This window comes from Segatella copri (genome assembly GCF_949820605.1).
Lineage (GTDB): Bacteria > Bacteroidota > Bacteroidia > Bacteroidales > Bacteroidaceae > Prevotella.
Window position 1 is genome coordinate 2,004,431 of record NZ_CATKVU010000006.1, and the last position, 13,503, is coordinate 2,017,933.

Annotated in this window: 10 protein-coding genes and 1 pseudogene; 7 read left to right on the forward strand and 4 right to left on the reverse strand. The window is 42.4% G+C overall.

Annotation, left to right across the window (positions count from 1 at the left end):
- Nucleotides 1–48: 48 nt before the first annotated feature.
- The 4 genes from RCO84_RS09540 to RCO84_RS09555 form a co-directional block, all read right to left on the reverse strand.
- Entirely contained in the window at nucleotides 49–462 is a 414-nt protein-coding gene (locus RCO84_RS09540; RefSeq protein WP_006847720.1) for a GtrA family protein, read from the reverse strand.
- Nucleotides 435–1,271 (reverse strand): phosphatase PAP2 family protein, encoded by an 837-nt coding sequence (locus RCO84_RS09545; RefSeq protein ID WP_317584884.1) that lies wholly within the window; start codon nucleotides 1,269–1,271, stop codon nucleotides 435–437. Before RCO84_RS09545 ends, RCO84_RS09540 begins: the two co-directional genes overlap by 28 nt.
- Nucleotides 1,272–1,307: 36 nt before the next feature.
- Complete coding sequence (locus tag RCO84_RS09550; protein ID WP_317584885.1) at nucleotides 1,308–1,976, reverse strand: CDP-alcohol phosphatidyltransferase family protein; 669 nt, start codon at nucleotides 1,974–1,976, stop codon at nucleotides 1,308–1,310.
- Between the two features lie 74 nt (nucleotides 1,977–2,050).
- Nucleotides 2,051–2,593, reverse strand: a complete 543-nt coding sequence (locus tag RCO84_RS09555) for a phosphatidylglycerophosphatase A family protein (RefSeq protein WP_144154176.1) — start codon at nucleotides 2,591–2,593, stop codon at nucleotides 2,051–2,053.
- A gap of 430 nt (nucleotides 2,594–3,023) precedes the next feature.
- Between RCO84_RS09555 and RCO84_RS09560 the strand changes: the two genes are divergently transcribed.
- The 7 genes and pseudogenes from RCO84_RS09560 to RCO84_RS09590 all read left to right on the forward strand — a co-directional run bounded on the left by RCO84_RS09560 (nucleotide 3,024) and on the right by RCO84_RS09590 (nucleotide 13,472).
- Complete coding sequence (locus RCO84_RS09560) at nucleotides 3,024–5,627, forward strand: DUF5686 and carboxypeptidase-like regulatory domain-containing protein (protein ID WP_260849711.1); 2,604 nt, start codon at nucleotides 3,024–3,026, stop codon at nucleotides 5,625–5,627.
- A gap of 88 nt (nucleotides 5,628–5,715) precedes the next feature.
- Nucleotides 5,716–6,354, forward strand: coding sequence for a response regulator transcription factor (locus RCO84_RS09565; protein ID WP_287840135.1), 639 nt, complete (start codon nucleotides 5,716–5,718; stop codon nucleotides 6,352–6,354).
- 750 nt (nucleotides 6,355–7,104) lie between these two features.
- Entirely contained in the window at nucleotides 7,105–8,718 is a 1,614-nt protein-coding gene (locus RCO84_RS09570) for a hypothetical protein (RefSeq protein WP_317584889.1), read from the forward strand.
- A gap of 182 nt (nucleotides 8,719–8,900) precedes the next feature.
- Entirely contained in the window at nucleotides 8,901–9,617 is a 717-nt protein-coding gene (locus RCO84_RS09575) for a DUF5036 family protein (RefSeq protein WP_144154182.1), read from the forward strand.
- A gap of 84 nt (nucleotides 9,618–9,701) precedes the next feature.
- Nucleotides 9,702–11,810, forward strand: coding sequence for a TonB-dependent receptor plug domain-containing protein (locus tag RCO84_RS09580; RefSeq protein ID WP_317584890.1), 2,109 nt, complete (start codon nucleotides 9,702–9,704; stop codon nucleotides 11,808–11,810).
- Nucleotides 11,811–11,940: 130 nt separating this feature from the next.
- Nucleotides 11,941–12,123, forward strand: a pseudogene (locus RCO84_RS16940) (multidrug ABC transporter permease); the annotation flags it as partial.
- A gap of 143 nt (nucleotides 12,124–12,266) precedes the next feature.
- Complete coding sequence (locus RCO84_RS09590) at nucleotides 12,267–13,472, forward strand: IS256 family transposase (RefSeq protein WP_287870909.1); 1,206 nt, start codon at nucleotides 12,267–12,269, stop codon at nucleotides 13,470–13,472.
- Nucleotides 13,473–13,503: the final 31 nt, after the last annotated feature.

Here is a 13,503-nt window from a genome sequence, read left to right on the forward strand (position 1 = left end):
AAAAAGATGAGGGCACATACTGAATACTGCCCCCATCTGATATGGTTATTACTGCTTAAAAACAAATTTCTTCTGTCCGGGATAGTTAACGAATATCGCTACCAGCAGAGATACAATACTCTTCGGAATCATATAATGCAGCTGAATATGTTCGTGCGCATTCAGAAATTCGGTCAGGGCGATAGTGCCGCCCGAATTGAGCATCCAGCTGATGCCCCAGATGATAAAATAGCGCCAGGCTACACTCTTTTTCTTGCTCTTGGAATCGCCGAACACATAACGGTAATTCAGTATGCAGTTGGTAATGCCGCCACTTATCACTCCCAGCGCATTGGCAAGTCCGTAATAAATGCCGATGATATCTGAGAGGAAGAATGCCAGTCCGAAGTCTACAACTGAGGCGCAGGAGGCGGTCAGTTCTGCCTTGCCGAAGGTTACGAGTTCTTCTTTAATCTTGCCCATAATCTCCTGGATTCCATAAGCAGTACGCCTACTATCGTAGTAAGAATACCCAACATGACATCGATAATATAATGATGACCGGAATAAACTGCCGTCCACCAGATGCCCAGACAGATGCAGGCGAAGAGCACCACCGTATACCAGCGTTTACGGCTCATCACAGCATAAATCGTAGTGAGGAACATATAGGCAGCATGCAGGCTAGGCACGGCAGCAAAGACATTGGCATTCTTGCCGTAGAGTCCGTGGAACACGTGCAGTCCGGTCATTTCGTCCCATCTGCCCAGACCAGCCACATTGCCCGGTGTATTGAGCACAGCCTTGAAGCCATAGTTCATCGCATACCAGGGCGGAGCAGCCGGATAGATGTAATAGCCGATGAAGCCGATGACATTCACCAGCAGGAAAGCCCAGGAGAAACGCTTGAACCATTTAAGCTGTTTCGTAAGATACAGATAAAGGGCAAAGGCGATAGGCACCGGAACCCAGCAGAGATAGAAGATGCCTGCCCAGAAATCGGCAAAACCGCAATGGTGAACCTTGAAGTATTCGCCCGGAATCATCAGCTGGCTATGGTCGGCTACAGCCTGCAGTTCTGCGCTGGATGAAGCAGCAATGCCGAAGAGCGACTTTTCTGCATGATAGAGATTCGCCACGTCAATATCGTTCACCATATAGTTAGGATAAAGGCGCATCGAATCGTAGATGATTCCAAAGAGGAACCAAGGCAGAAAATAGAAGGCAAAACGGCGTGTCTTCTTCCAGGCTGCGAGTACCGCCAGGAGGATAATCAGATAGATACTAAACACTTTTTTCTACTTTTTTATTGATAGAACTTGAGTTTATCATTTACGGCTGTTCATCACAACATAACAATGCCAGATGCGCCAGAAAGCGGTGATGTTTGCCAGAACGGCAATCAGAATCATTCCGCCAGCCAGCCACCAGATATTGCCCGTAAAGCCGGTAATCATCGCAGTAACAGCGGTAACTACAACGCGCTCAGGACGCTGCATGAAACCTACCTTGCACTCAATATCCAAGCCCTCGGCACGGGCACGGACATAACTTACCATCACAGAACCGATCATCGCTGCAAAGGTGACTACGCCCATCCAGAACCAGATCATATCGCCCTGCATACGTACGAAGATGAGGCAGATGCCAAAGAGACTTACCAGTTCGCTGTAGCGGTCGAGTGTAGAATCCCAGAGTGCACCGAAGAGACTGCTCTTGCCGCTCAAACGTGCCAATCGGCCATCCATCATATCGAAGAGACCGGCTGCGAGGATGATGAATCCACCCCATCCTACAGTAACCATGCAAGATGCATAAGCAGCTTGCTCAGTTCCGAGCATCCATGCAGCATCGAGGAAGAAACCGGCTGCCACAATATTGCCCAGGAATCCTACGAAGGTAACAATGTTAGGAGTAATACCTACTGCTATCATCCCCTTGATAAGTGGATTGATGATGGCATAGATAACTTTTTGTAAGAAATCTCTATAATTCATATTTTAATCTATTTTTTATTGTCTGTTTAAGAAAACGCTTGCTTAAGAAATTGTCTGCTTTAAGAAATGCCAGACTAGATGATTCCAGCCGAAACCAGTATGATCTTGATGATGATTAAAGAAACGGCTGCATAGAGGCCGCCCAGCAGATCATCAGCCATCACGTAGAAGGCGCTCTGCCTGTTATCCAGTTTCTTGATGCCCAGCGGTTTCACCATATCAAAGAAGCGGAAGAGAACAAGTGCCACCAATGCCCACCACCAGGCATCTTTCACTTCGCCCTGTGCCGTAAGCGGGGTCAGCAACGACAGGGGAATCCACACGCCAGCCATCTCGTCGATGACCACACGGCTGGGATCCTCACCCCAGTAAGGCTGCAACTGAGCTGTTGCCCAAGTGCCCAGAATAGTGGAAACAATGACGAGAAAGAAGGTGATACTCTGCAAGCTCTCGCCCGTAATACCGAGTCCGTAAGCCAAGGCTGCCCAGATGAGGGTTGCCAATACAGAGCCAGCCGTTCCCGGTCCCCAAGGCCAGAAGCCACTGCCGAAACCGGTACCTATGATGACGGGCAGCAAAGGAGGCCGCTCGTCGGTAAGATTTCCCTTGTTATTCATTCGCTTGATGTTTAATAAGCCCGCAGAAGGGCGTTTCTTCTTTAAATTTCAGTGTGCAAAATTACGCTAAAAAATTAAATTAACCAAATAGTTTTCTCATATTTTTCGGAATTTCATCATATATTGACAGATAAAGAGGTGAAATAGAGCAATATCAAGGGGTTTTATACCACTCAGGCTCGCACGGCGAAGAGCAAGAACAGGCAGCAGAAGGAACTGCATGGAAGCCTTTTTCTGAAAATCTCATAAAAAACTGAAATAATGAATAGGTTTTTGCGTCTATTTACGAATAATGTTATAACTTTGCATCCTGAAAGCCAATAAAGCATTCTCAAACTTCGGCTCTTGCGGGGCATGTGGGGTGAGGAATTTGACAGATAATAGATTAAATCATGGGCGGAGAGCCCCTATATATAATAAGGTATAAAAAATGAAAGGTATTAAAAAGTTATATTTTACAGTCATCCTTCTGATGATTTCTACGCTTCAGATGATGGCTCAGCAGAAGATAACAGGCCGTGTCATCGATGACGACGGTTTTGCCGTACCGTATGCAAGCGTGCAATACAAAGGACATAAAATCGCGGTTTCCAGCAACGGAGAAGGTAAGTTTACCATTGATAAGAAGCCGGGACTCATGCTCACCGTAAGCGCACTGAGCTACAAGAGCACATCGGTGAAGGTTGACGAAAAGACCAACTTTCTGGAAATCAAACTGAAAGACGATACGCACAAACTTACCGAAGTGGTGGTGAAATCGAAAAAAGGCCGCTACAAGCGTAAGGATAATCCTGCCGTAGAACTGATGCGGCGCGTGATTGCTGCCAAGAAAAAGAGCGATCTGAGCAACCACGACTATGTGCAATATGATAAGTATCAGAAGATTACACTCGCGCTCAACGACCTGAAGAAAGAACAGCTCGAGAGCAAGTTCTTCCAGCGCCGCCAGTATCTCCTCGACCAGGTAGAAACCTCTCCGTACAACGGAAAGCTCACCCTGCCTGTCAGCATCGACGAGACTGTTTCACAGCATATTTACCGCAAAGATCCGAAGACCGAAAAGGACATCATCAAGGGTCAGCAGAGCAATGGAATCGGACAGGTAATCCAGACTGGAGAGATTCTCAACACCGCCCTGAAAGAGGTGTTCACCGATGTGGACATCTACGATGATTACGTGCGCCTGCTGCAGTATCCCTTCCCGTCTCCTATCGGTAGAACAGCCATCAGCTTCTACCATTATTACATCGAAGATACGGTGTATGTGGAAAGAGACCTGTGCTACCATCTGCAGTTTATCCCAGCCAACAGCCAGGACTTCGGATTCCGAGGCGAACTCTATGTGCTTGCCGACAGCAGCCTGCACGTGAAGAAATGTAACCTCTACATGCCTCACAACAGCGATGTAAACTGGGTTACTGACATGAAGATTGAACAGGAGTACACCAAGCTCGACAACGGCGAGTGGGTACTCTCTAAAGACGATATGATAGCCGAACTGCACGTCAACAAGCTCCTTCAAGACCTGCTGGTGGTGCGAAACACGCGAATCACCGATTATGCCTTCGATGCCTTGCCGAAGCAGCTCTTCAAGGGCAAGGCGAAGATCAGGCACGATATGGACGCGATGAACCGCGATGAGGCTTACTGGAACAAATACCGGCAGGTGGGCCTCACGAAGAGCGAATCGTCGATGGACAGCTTTATCCACCGCATGGAGAACTCCAAGGGATTCAAATACATCATCTTCGGTGTGAGAGCCCTGATGGAGAACTATGTGGAAGTGGCTCATACCAAGGGTAAAAAGGTAACGGTGAAAGACAGTCTGGGCGTTGAAAGAGACAGCATCATCAACGACCGCCGCAGTCTCTTCGACCTCGGACCTATCAACACGTTCCTCTCCAACAACTACGTAGACGGTGTGCGCCTGCGCCTGGCGGGCAGAACGATGGCAGCCCTCAACCCACACTTCTTCTGGGATGGTTACGGCGCCTATGGTCTGAAGAGCAACAAGTGGTATTACGGCCATGTGCTCACCTATTCGTTCAACAAGAAGAAGAACAGTCCGTTCGAGTTCCCGATGCGCAAGCTTACCTTCGAACTGGGGCATGATATTACATCTCCATCCGATGATAACCTGCTGCACAACAAGGACAACTTCTTCATGACCCTCCGTGCCACTACGCAGGACCAGATGTATCAGTATCACCGCCAGAAGGTGACCTTCACCTACGAAACCGACTGGGGTTTCCGCTTCGACACCAGCCTCCGCTGGCAGAGCAACCGCACCGTGGGCAATCTCCACTACTACAGGGTGAGCAACGGTGAGGAAATACGCAAGATACGCACCACAGAGGCGAGTGTAGGCTTAGATTACAACCCAGGTGTCACCTATGTCAACACCAAGCAGCAGCGCCTGCCTATCAACCTCGACAGTCCTGAGATCTCGCTTCGCCACACCATGGGCTTAGACGGATTCATGGGCGGCCAGTATCAGAGCAACCTCACCACGCTGGGCATTTACAAGCGCCAGTGGCTGGGAAGCTTCGGTTATATGGATTTCAACATCGTGGGCAAGGCGCAGTGGAGCAAAGTGCCTTTCACCATGCTCATCCAGCCACCGGTCAACCTCTCTATCTTTGAGCAGGAGGCAACCATCAGCATGATGAAGGACTGGGAGTTCCTGAGCGACCGCCAGCTGTTCTGGTCAGTAGCCTGGGATATGAACGGCAAGCTGCTCAACCGCATTCCGCTCATCAAGAAGCTGAAGTGGCGTGAATATGTAGCCATCAAGGGTGTTTGGGGCGATTTGACCAGCAAGAACGACCCGGGCAAGAACCTCAATGATGAGAAGCTCTTCAAATTCCCTACCAACTCCTATACCTTTGGCAAGACGCCATACTGGGAGTTTGTAGCCGGCGTGCACAACATCTTCAAGTTCTTCGGAATCGATTATGTTCGCCGCCTCAACTATTATGACCATGCAAACATCTCAAAATGGGGCATCCGTATGGGCTTCCTCATGTCATTCTAATAAGAAAAAAAGATGCCTTGATGCAGTTTTTTTATTGCATCAAGGCATCTGCGTACATATATAAACAACATATAAGAGAGTAAACACAATGAAGATTCTATTAGCAGACAAACAGGATATTACAAGAGCCGGATTGAGCTATGTGATCAGTAAGATGGAGGGGTTGGAAACCCGGACCGTCGAAGACAAGGCAGACCTGCTGCTTGCCTTGAGGGAGAATGAGGATACGGTCGTAATACTCGACTACACCCTTTTCGACATCAATGATGCTGCCGAGTTACTTATTTTAAACCAGCGTTTCCCATACACGCGCTGGCTACTGTTCAGTGAGGATTTAAGTACCGATTTCGTTAAGATTCTCATCGCCAGCAGTACGCAGTTCAGCGTAGTGCTGAAGGAGTGTTCGCTAATGGAACTCAAGGAGGCGATACGTTTTTGTGTGGCAAGCAACCGTTTTGTCTGCCAGCGCATGATGGAGGTTCTTCTGGCTCCGAAACAGGAGGAGCAGGAGAAAATTAACCTCACCAAGACCGAGACAGAGATTCTGAAGGACATTGCGCTGGGAATGACGACGAAAGAAATAGCCGAGAAGCGCTTTTCCAGCTTCCATACGGTCAATACCCACCGCAAGAACATCTTCCGCAAGCTGGGCGTAAACAACGTTCACGAGGCTACGAAATATGCGCTGAGAGCCGGTTTGGTTGATTCGGCAGAATATTATATTTAACTATCAACTTTTCATTGGGGGGTTAACAGGGTTAACAGTTAACAGCTGTTTTTTGCATAGTTCCCCTCGCGTACCTTATTATATAATAATATATATATATACTTATTTTTATATAAGTGTGTGGATGGAAGTATGCATTTTTGGGGTGTTAACTGTTAACCTGTTAACCCCCATCTTAATTTTCTCTTTCCAGAGCACATCTTTTTATCTTGACGAGTGCCTTATATTAAGACAGATAAGTGCCTTATATTAAGACCGATAAGAGGCTTAAATGATGACCAGCAGGAGGCTTCAATGACGCCTCACGAGGGGACAATTAATGCGTCGCGACGGAAGAATTGGTGCGTCGCGACGGAAATAATTTTGCGTCGCGACGGAAAAAATAATGCATCGCGACGGAAAAAACAGCCATTTTTCATCATATCGCGATGCATTCTTAATTTTTTCAACCGGAAAGCTATGAGTTGCTAACCGGAAAACTATGAGTTGAGAACCACAAAACTATGAGTTAGATTCGCTAACATAAAGCTCTAACGCAGCCAAACGCAAGACTCTTTTACCTGATGCAGAACGGTTGATAATGCGAAAATACTACTATTATTTAGACCCCATTTTATTATAAATAGAATACATATACCTGATAATCAGTTGTATTGTGTTTTTCTGCAGACTTTGTATTTTAGACTGTATTTAGTTCTAATATTGAAAAATATTTTGTATTTTTGCGCCCAGAATGTAATTATACTAAATATGGGAAGAAGTATTTCGTTTACGATATTGTTTTTTATGATGCTTTCGGTGTTGGTATCATGTCATCAAAGTCATAAGAGAGAGTTAGACTTAGCTTATACGTTGGCAGAGTCTAAGCCTGATAGTGCCTTGGCCTTTTTGAACCGTATCAATCAAGGTAAACTCTCAGATAAAGATATGGCGAAGTATGCCCTCATTTATTATATGGCACAAGATAAGTCGGGCTTGGATGTAGATAACGATTCCTTGATTCGCATAGCGTATGATTGGTATGAGGGTCACCAAGAAGATTCTCTTTATGCTTCATCCTTGTATTATATGGGAAAATGCTTTCTGCTGAATGATAGTATGGAGCAGGCAAAGAGTTGCCTGGAAAAGTCGTATTCCATATCTGACAGCCTCCATAATATGAATTTAAAATGCTTGGCATTGGATAAGCTGATTGAAGTAGAAGAACAGCTGGCACCTTACAAAGCTTTGAACTATGCTAAAGCTTTGGTGAAGATGTATGATTCTATGGCAAATGTTACTATATATAATAAGGTGGCAGCACGTTTGAGATTGGGTGAGAACTTCTTTTATGTTGATAGCGTGCAGCATGCTTTAGAAGAAGAGAGAAAAGCATATAGAATGGCAATGAAAGCTGGCGATAGCTACTTGTTGTCTTATGTAAGGCAAGATCTAGCTAGTACATTTAAGGAGATGGGTGAAAAAGATAGTTGTTTATATTATGCACGATTGGCTTATGACTTGAATGCAGCAAATAGATTCTCTTGTCTGTTGACATTTGCTTCTGCTTATATCTCTGTAGATTCGTTAAACCAAGCCTTTAGTTTATTAAAACAAGCAATGCCAAAAACAGCAGAAGACCGCTATTCTGTGTTTTATTTTCAAAGTCAAGCAGCTATGAAAGCGCATGATTTCAAGTCTGCTAAAAGTTTTAGCGATTCGGCGTACCATTATTTGGAGGATATGTACCGGACAGCATCCAAAGCCAAGATTTACTATTATTCTTCTTTTTTGAAGAAAGAAAGTGAAAGGGCAAAAATGCAAGGTAAAGCAGAAATGCAGCAGTGGGTATTTAGTTTGATTGTCTTATTGTGTTTTATAGTAGTCATATTTATTTTATATGTTTATAAATCATATAAGCACCAGATAAAACTACGTATGGAGCATGAAAGAGAGGTTCTTCTCCAAAAGCAACAAATGCAGGAAAAAATACACCAAGAGGAACTTTCGCATAAAGAGATTCAACTATCTGTGATGCGTAATTATTTACAAAAGAAAATAGATGTTGTAGAAAAATTAAATTCGATAGTTCCAAATGAGAATAAACACATTGTGTTGCCAGAGAGTGATTGGGACGAATTGGAGGTGTTTTTAAATAGTGTGGAAAACCTATTTGTAAAACGACTCAAGCAAAAACATCCGAATTTATCTAAGACCGATTTACGTCTAATGATGCTGTTGCGTTTAAAGCTGTCGCAAAAAGCGTTGGCTTCTATCTATTGTATTAGCGAGAAAGCAATTAAGCAAAAATTGTTCTTGTACAAGGATAAGGTTGGCATTAAAAATGAGCATTTTTCGCTTCGTAACTACATAGAAAACTTCTAGAGATAGGGGCTATATGGCGTTTTTTAGACCTCGAAAATCAAGGCGGCAACTGTAAGTGCTTAGATCTTAGAATTATATGCAATATGTGAGATGTTAATGAAATAGACCTGGTTTATTAGGAATGTATTGGAAAAACGGGTAATTTTGCAGCCGTGATTAATAACAATTTAAATGGCAAGGTTATGAAGAATGTAAAAATGTTTGTTTTGTTGGCATTGAGTTTGTGCATTACTCTGTTTGCTACAAGTTGCAGTGAAGATGAAACTTCACAGGTATCTTTTCCCTCACTGAATATGCTCGATGAGAATCATGGCAAGACCCTGTTAGGTGAAACGGGAGTTTATATAAACGGCTCGATGAATTTCCGGTCTGATAGTTGGCAAGTAGTTGATTTGGGAATCTCTTCAAGTTTCCCGAGTAAGACGATGCCAAATTTGGATAACTTGTCAAACGAAACAAGCGTATTGCCAAATCACCGGTATGCATGTTGTAATACCGAAAATGTTTTGACTTTTCCTTCTCATAAGAATGCATATGAGATAGGATGCAAATATTATCAGTTTGTGGTATCTTCTTTCTTAGAGAAAGAAACTGGCAAAATTGGCGCTGTCGTAGAATATATGTCGTCTTGGTCTAATGAAAATGAATTGCCTCAAAAAGATACTAACATAGGTAACTTGTTTGGACTAGACGACCAATTGTCGTTTGATGCTCTTGGTGCAGAAGAATATTGTTTTTTCGGAAAGAGTGAAGACTTTGCAATAAGTCTGTCTAATGGACATTTGAAAGTGGCTTTGCGTAAGTCTCCAAATGAACTCTATGGGCCTTATGGCAAATATTCGATATATCTACGCAAAGGCAATGTGTATACTAAAGTGACATTTGATGTCAATCTTTAGCTTATGTTTAACAACGGATTTCCCATGATGCTCATTTTCAAAATGATATTAGATGTTATTGTATAACAAAAGAAGATAAGTGAAATGAAGTTGATAATATGTGTTCTTCTTTTTGTCCTGAATAGCAGCAATGTTTGTTTGGGACAAGATTCTATAAGAATAGACACTGTTAAGTCTGTCACTCTCAACGAGGTTGTGGTAAAAGCTAAGAAGCATAATCTGTATTCGGATGTCTATTATATAAATCCAGATATTCGAAAGGGAACTATGTCTGTGTATGACTTGTTGGCGAAATTACCAGGTGTAGATTACAATAAATTGGCTAATGCTATATCTGTTTATTCGGATGCAAAAGTAATAATTGAAGTGAATGGTGTGCCTGCTTCCAAGGACTATCTCCAGGCATTGGCTCCTACGGATGTGGCAAAAATAGAAGTAGTAAGGCTTCCTTCGGCTAGATATAAGATATTAGGCTATCATTACACAATTCGCATAGCTTTGAAAGATGATTATAAGGGAAGTGCTATTGCATTTAATAATTTTACTATTGTGTCTCCGGAAAATGGTAACAATATTATCGCTAATGAACAACCTAATATGAGATATCTATATTCAAACAAGAATATAGATTTCAATGCAGGGTACGGTATGGCGACAATTCATTGGAACTATCCTGTTGCATATTCAAAACAATATGCTGGTGTAGTAACTCAAAAAATATTTGATACTTTTGAGGATGAGCCGAATGAACACAAAGGTAATGTTACTCACAATGTAGCTGCTAATTTAAATTGGAGAATCGGTAAGAAACAACAAATAGCAGTAAGTGGTAATTATGAATGGAATTCAAATTTTGATGAGCAAAAATATACAGGTACTCAATGGCTATCTACGGGGAAAATTGCTTCTATTGATGAGCAAAATGCTGAAAGTTTGAAATCTTCAGACATAAAGTCTTATGTGATTTATAAAAATTCCATGCTTGATAAGTTGAATGTGTATGCATCTCTTGGTGTAGAGTATTTGTCTGGTAAACAAAGAAATACATTCTTGGAAAATGGATTGTTGACATCTTCGCTATATAGTAAGAATAGTAAGCGTTATATTCATGGAGAGTTTGATGCCAAAAGTCAGATGACAGATGCGTTATCCTTTAACTTTGGTTATATAGGCTCTTTTTGTAAGTATGAGGTAAGTGATGCAGAACAATGGTTGAGTCTTTTGGAAAATGCAAATAACCATCAAGTGTTCTATACTTATTTTGATTACAAGATGTCGGAAAGACTTTTAGCTCATTTGGGAACAGGCTTGGGATATGTCTCCCAAACAGGGATGGAAACAAATTGGAAGAAGTGGATACTTTTGCCTCAAGTGTCTGTATCTTTTGTTCCAAATGACAATATGCAACTTTCGTTAGATTATCAAACAACTGTTGCGGCTCCTAAGCTATATCAGTTGTCTACGAATAAGACATCTGTAGATACATGGTTGAAGTCACAGGGCAATCCTAGCCTAAAAGCTTCGACAAGTCATAGCTTTTCTATAATGGGGACGTTTTGGGACAAGCTACAAGTGGGTGGACTATATGAATATGAGCATAATAGTATTGAACAACTATATAATAAGGAAACGGATAATACCTATGTCCAAACCTTTGCTAATGCCAACAAGAAAGGATTTGGCTTATGGGTATCATATAGTTGGGATATCTTGAAAAATCTGACATGGGAAAATACGATAAGTGGACAGATTTTAAAGGTATATCTGGATAGGTTGAATAATAAATGCTCTAATTTGTCATATCTTAGTACTTTGAGTTGGTGGAGTGATAAAATGAGAACAAATTTTTCATTAGAATATAGACATCAGATGATAAAGAATCCGCTACTTGATGGATGGGAGCATTATGGACAGGATTTGTGGCAGGCTGCAGTAAATAAAATGTTTTGGAAAAACCGGGTAAGTGTGTCACTTATGTATATTCCACCATTTCGTTTTGGAATAAGGCGAGAGCAAAAGTCTGTGATTAGCACAGACTTTATGGATATACAAAAAAGACAATCTATGAGAACTTATGACAATACTTTGTTATTGCGTGTTCGCTTTCGTTTGGACAATAGAAAGAAAACTCATCGAAATGAATATAAGGAATTGTTTATGAATGAAAATAAAAAAGGTAAGGGACTTTTATAGTCCAACGTGTAATTAAATATATTTAGACAATGGAAAAGTTAATGTGACGGATTTGTTGAACGAGGTTCAGCAAGTTAAAATTATGGGTGGTGAACAAAGTAATTCGGAACTTAAGATTTATCTTGGACACAGCAGAACCTATTATAAGAATCCTGACTATATCTTCCTTGACGAGGCGACCAACTCGCTTGATGCCAACAACGAGAGGAGCATCGTGGAGAACTTGAATAAATTCTATAAGGGCAAGACGGTTGTGATTGTGGCTCATCGCCTAAGTACGGTGAAGAATGCCGACCAAATTGTGGTCATAGACCATGTTATGGGATATTTAGAAAAATATAGTATCTTTGTCCCCGAATTGAGGCGTTCTTTGGTTATTGAAAAATACAGAAACGGAGAGTGTAAACTAAACTGTGTCAAGCTACAATAAAAGTAGTTTAACACAGTTTTTATATTATGGACAACTTAGAAATTGATTACAAGAAAGCAGCTCAGCAGTTGCGTAGTGGTGAAGCCTTATTTGGCAAGGACGGAGCATTAGCTCCATTGTTAGAGCGTATTCTCAACTCAGCTCTCGAAGGTGAGATGGACGCTCATTTAAGTGAAGAGGAACGCTCTTCCGGCAATCGTCGTAATGGTAAGATGAGTAAGAAGGTTCAAACAAAATATGGTGAGGTCACTATAGAGACTCCTCGTGACCGAGACGGAACTTTCCAACCTGAGACCGTAAAGAAGCGTGAGACTATTCTTGCCAATGGCATGGCAGACCAGATTATTGAGATGTACGCCATGGGCACCAGCACACGTGACATCAGCAGCTACTTTGAGCGTGAGTTCAACACAACTCTATCAGCCGATACTATCAGCTCTATAACAGACCGTGTATTACCCGAAATCACCGCCTGGAAGTCTCGCATGCTCGATCCTGTATATGCCATTTGCTGGCTTGATGCTATCCATTATAAGGTAAAGGATGAGAATGGCAGAGCTGTCACACGAGCCATTTACAACATTCTTGGCATCAACAAGGAAGGCCAAAAAGAACTGTTAGGTATGTATGTGTCTAAGAGTGAAGGAGCTAACTTCTGGCTAGAAGTTCTTACGGATCTTCAGAACCGTGGTGTTCGAGACATCTTGATTTGTTGTATTGATGGTCTCAAAGGCTTCCCGGATGCCATCCAAAGCGTATTTCCTGAGAGTTCTGTGCAGCTCTGTATTGTCCATCAGATACGCAATTCTATCAAGTATGTTGGCAGTAAGCATCAAAAGGAGTTTATCAAGGATTTAAGAACAGTATATGGTGCAGTAAACAAAGACTCCGCTGCTGCTAATTTAGACCTGTTAGAGTCTAAGTGGGGAGAGATGTACCCAATTGTCATCAAGTCATGGCGTGACAATTGGGAACGTCTGACAGAGTATTTCCAATATACTCCAGCCATCCGTAAACTCATTTATACGACCAATACGGTTGAGGGGTATCACAGACAGGTAAGAAAGGTCACAAAGACTAAAGGGGTCTTTCCTACGGATAATTCTTTGGAGAAGCTTGTGTACTTAGCTTACCGCAACATCCGTAAGAAATGGACTATGTCACTGGCAAATTGGGGACAAATTTCTCAACAATTGGCAATAAAATTTGGAGATAGATTTAAAATTATGTAACTTTGCAGCCGAAAAGGCTTCCCTGCTGGGG

Excerpts from the sequence above, each read along its gene's own strand:
- RCO84_RS09575 (WP_144154182.1), top strand. The coding sequence starts at position 8,901 with ATGAAGAATGTAAAAATGTTTGTTTTGTTGGCATTGAGTTTGTGCATT.
- RCO84_RS09560 (WP_260849711.1), top strand. The coding sequence starts at position 3,024 with ATGAAAGGTATTAAAAAGTTATATTTTACAGTCATCCTTCTGATGATT.
- RCO84_RS09580 (WP_317584890.1), top strand. The coding sequence starts at position 9,702 with ATGAAGTTGATAATATGTGTTCTTCTTTTTGTCCTGAATAGCAGCAAT.
- RCO84_RS09550 (WP_317584885.1), bottom strand. The coding sequence starts at position 1,976 with ATGAATTATAGAGATTTCTTACAAAAAGTTATCTATGCCATCATCAAT.
- RCO84_RS09540 (WP_006847720.1), bottom strand. The coding sequence starts at position 462 with ATGGGCAAGATTAAAGAAGAACTCGTAACCTTCGGCAAGGCAGAACTG.
- RCO84_RS09565 (WP_287840135.1), top strand. The coding sequence starts at position 5,716 with ATGAAGATTCTATTAGCAGACAAACAGGATATTACAAGAGCCGGATTG.
- RCO84_RS09590 (WP_287870909.1), top strand. The coding sequence starts at position 12,267 with ATGGACAACTTAGAAATTGATTACAAGAAAGCAGCTCAGCAGTTGCGT.
- RCO84_RS09555 (WP_144154176.1), bottom strand. The coding sequence starts at position 2,593 with ATGAATAACAAGGGAAATCTTACCGACGAGCGGCCTCCTTTGCTGCCC.
- RCO84_RS09570 (WP_317584889.1), top strand. The coding sequence starts at position 7,105 with ATGGGAAGAAGTATTTCGTTTACGATATTGTTTTTTATGATGCTTTCG.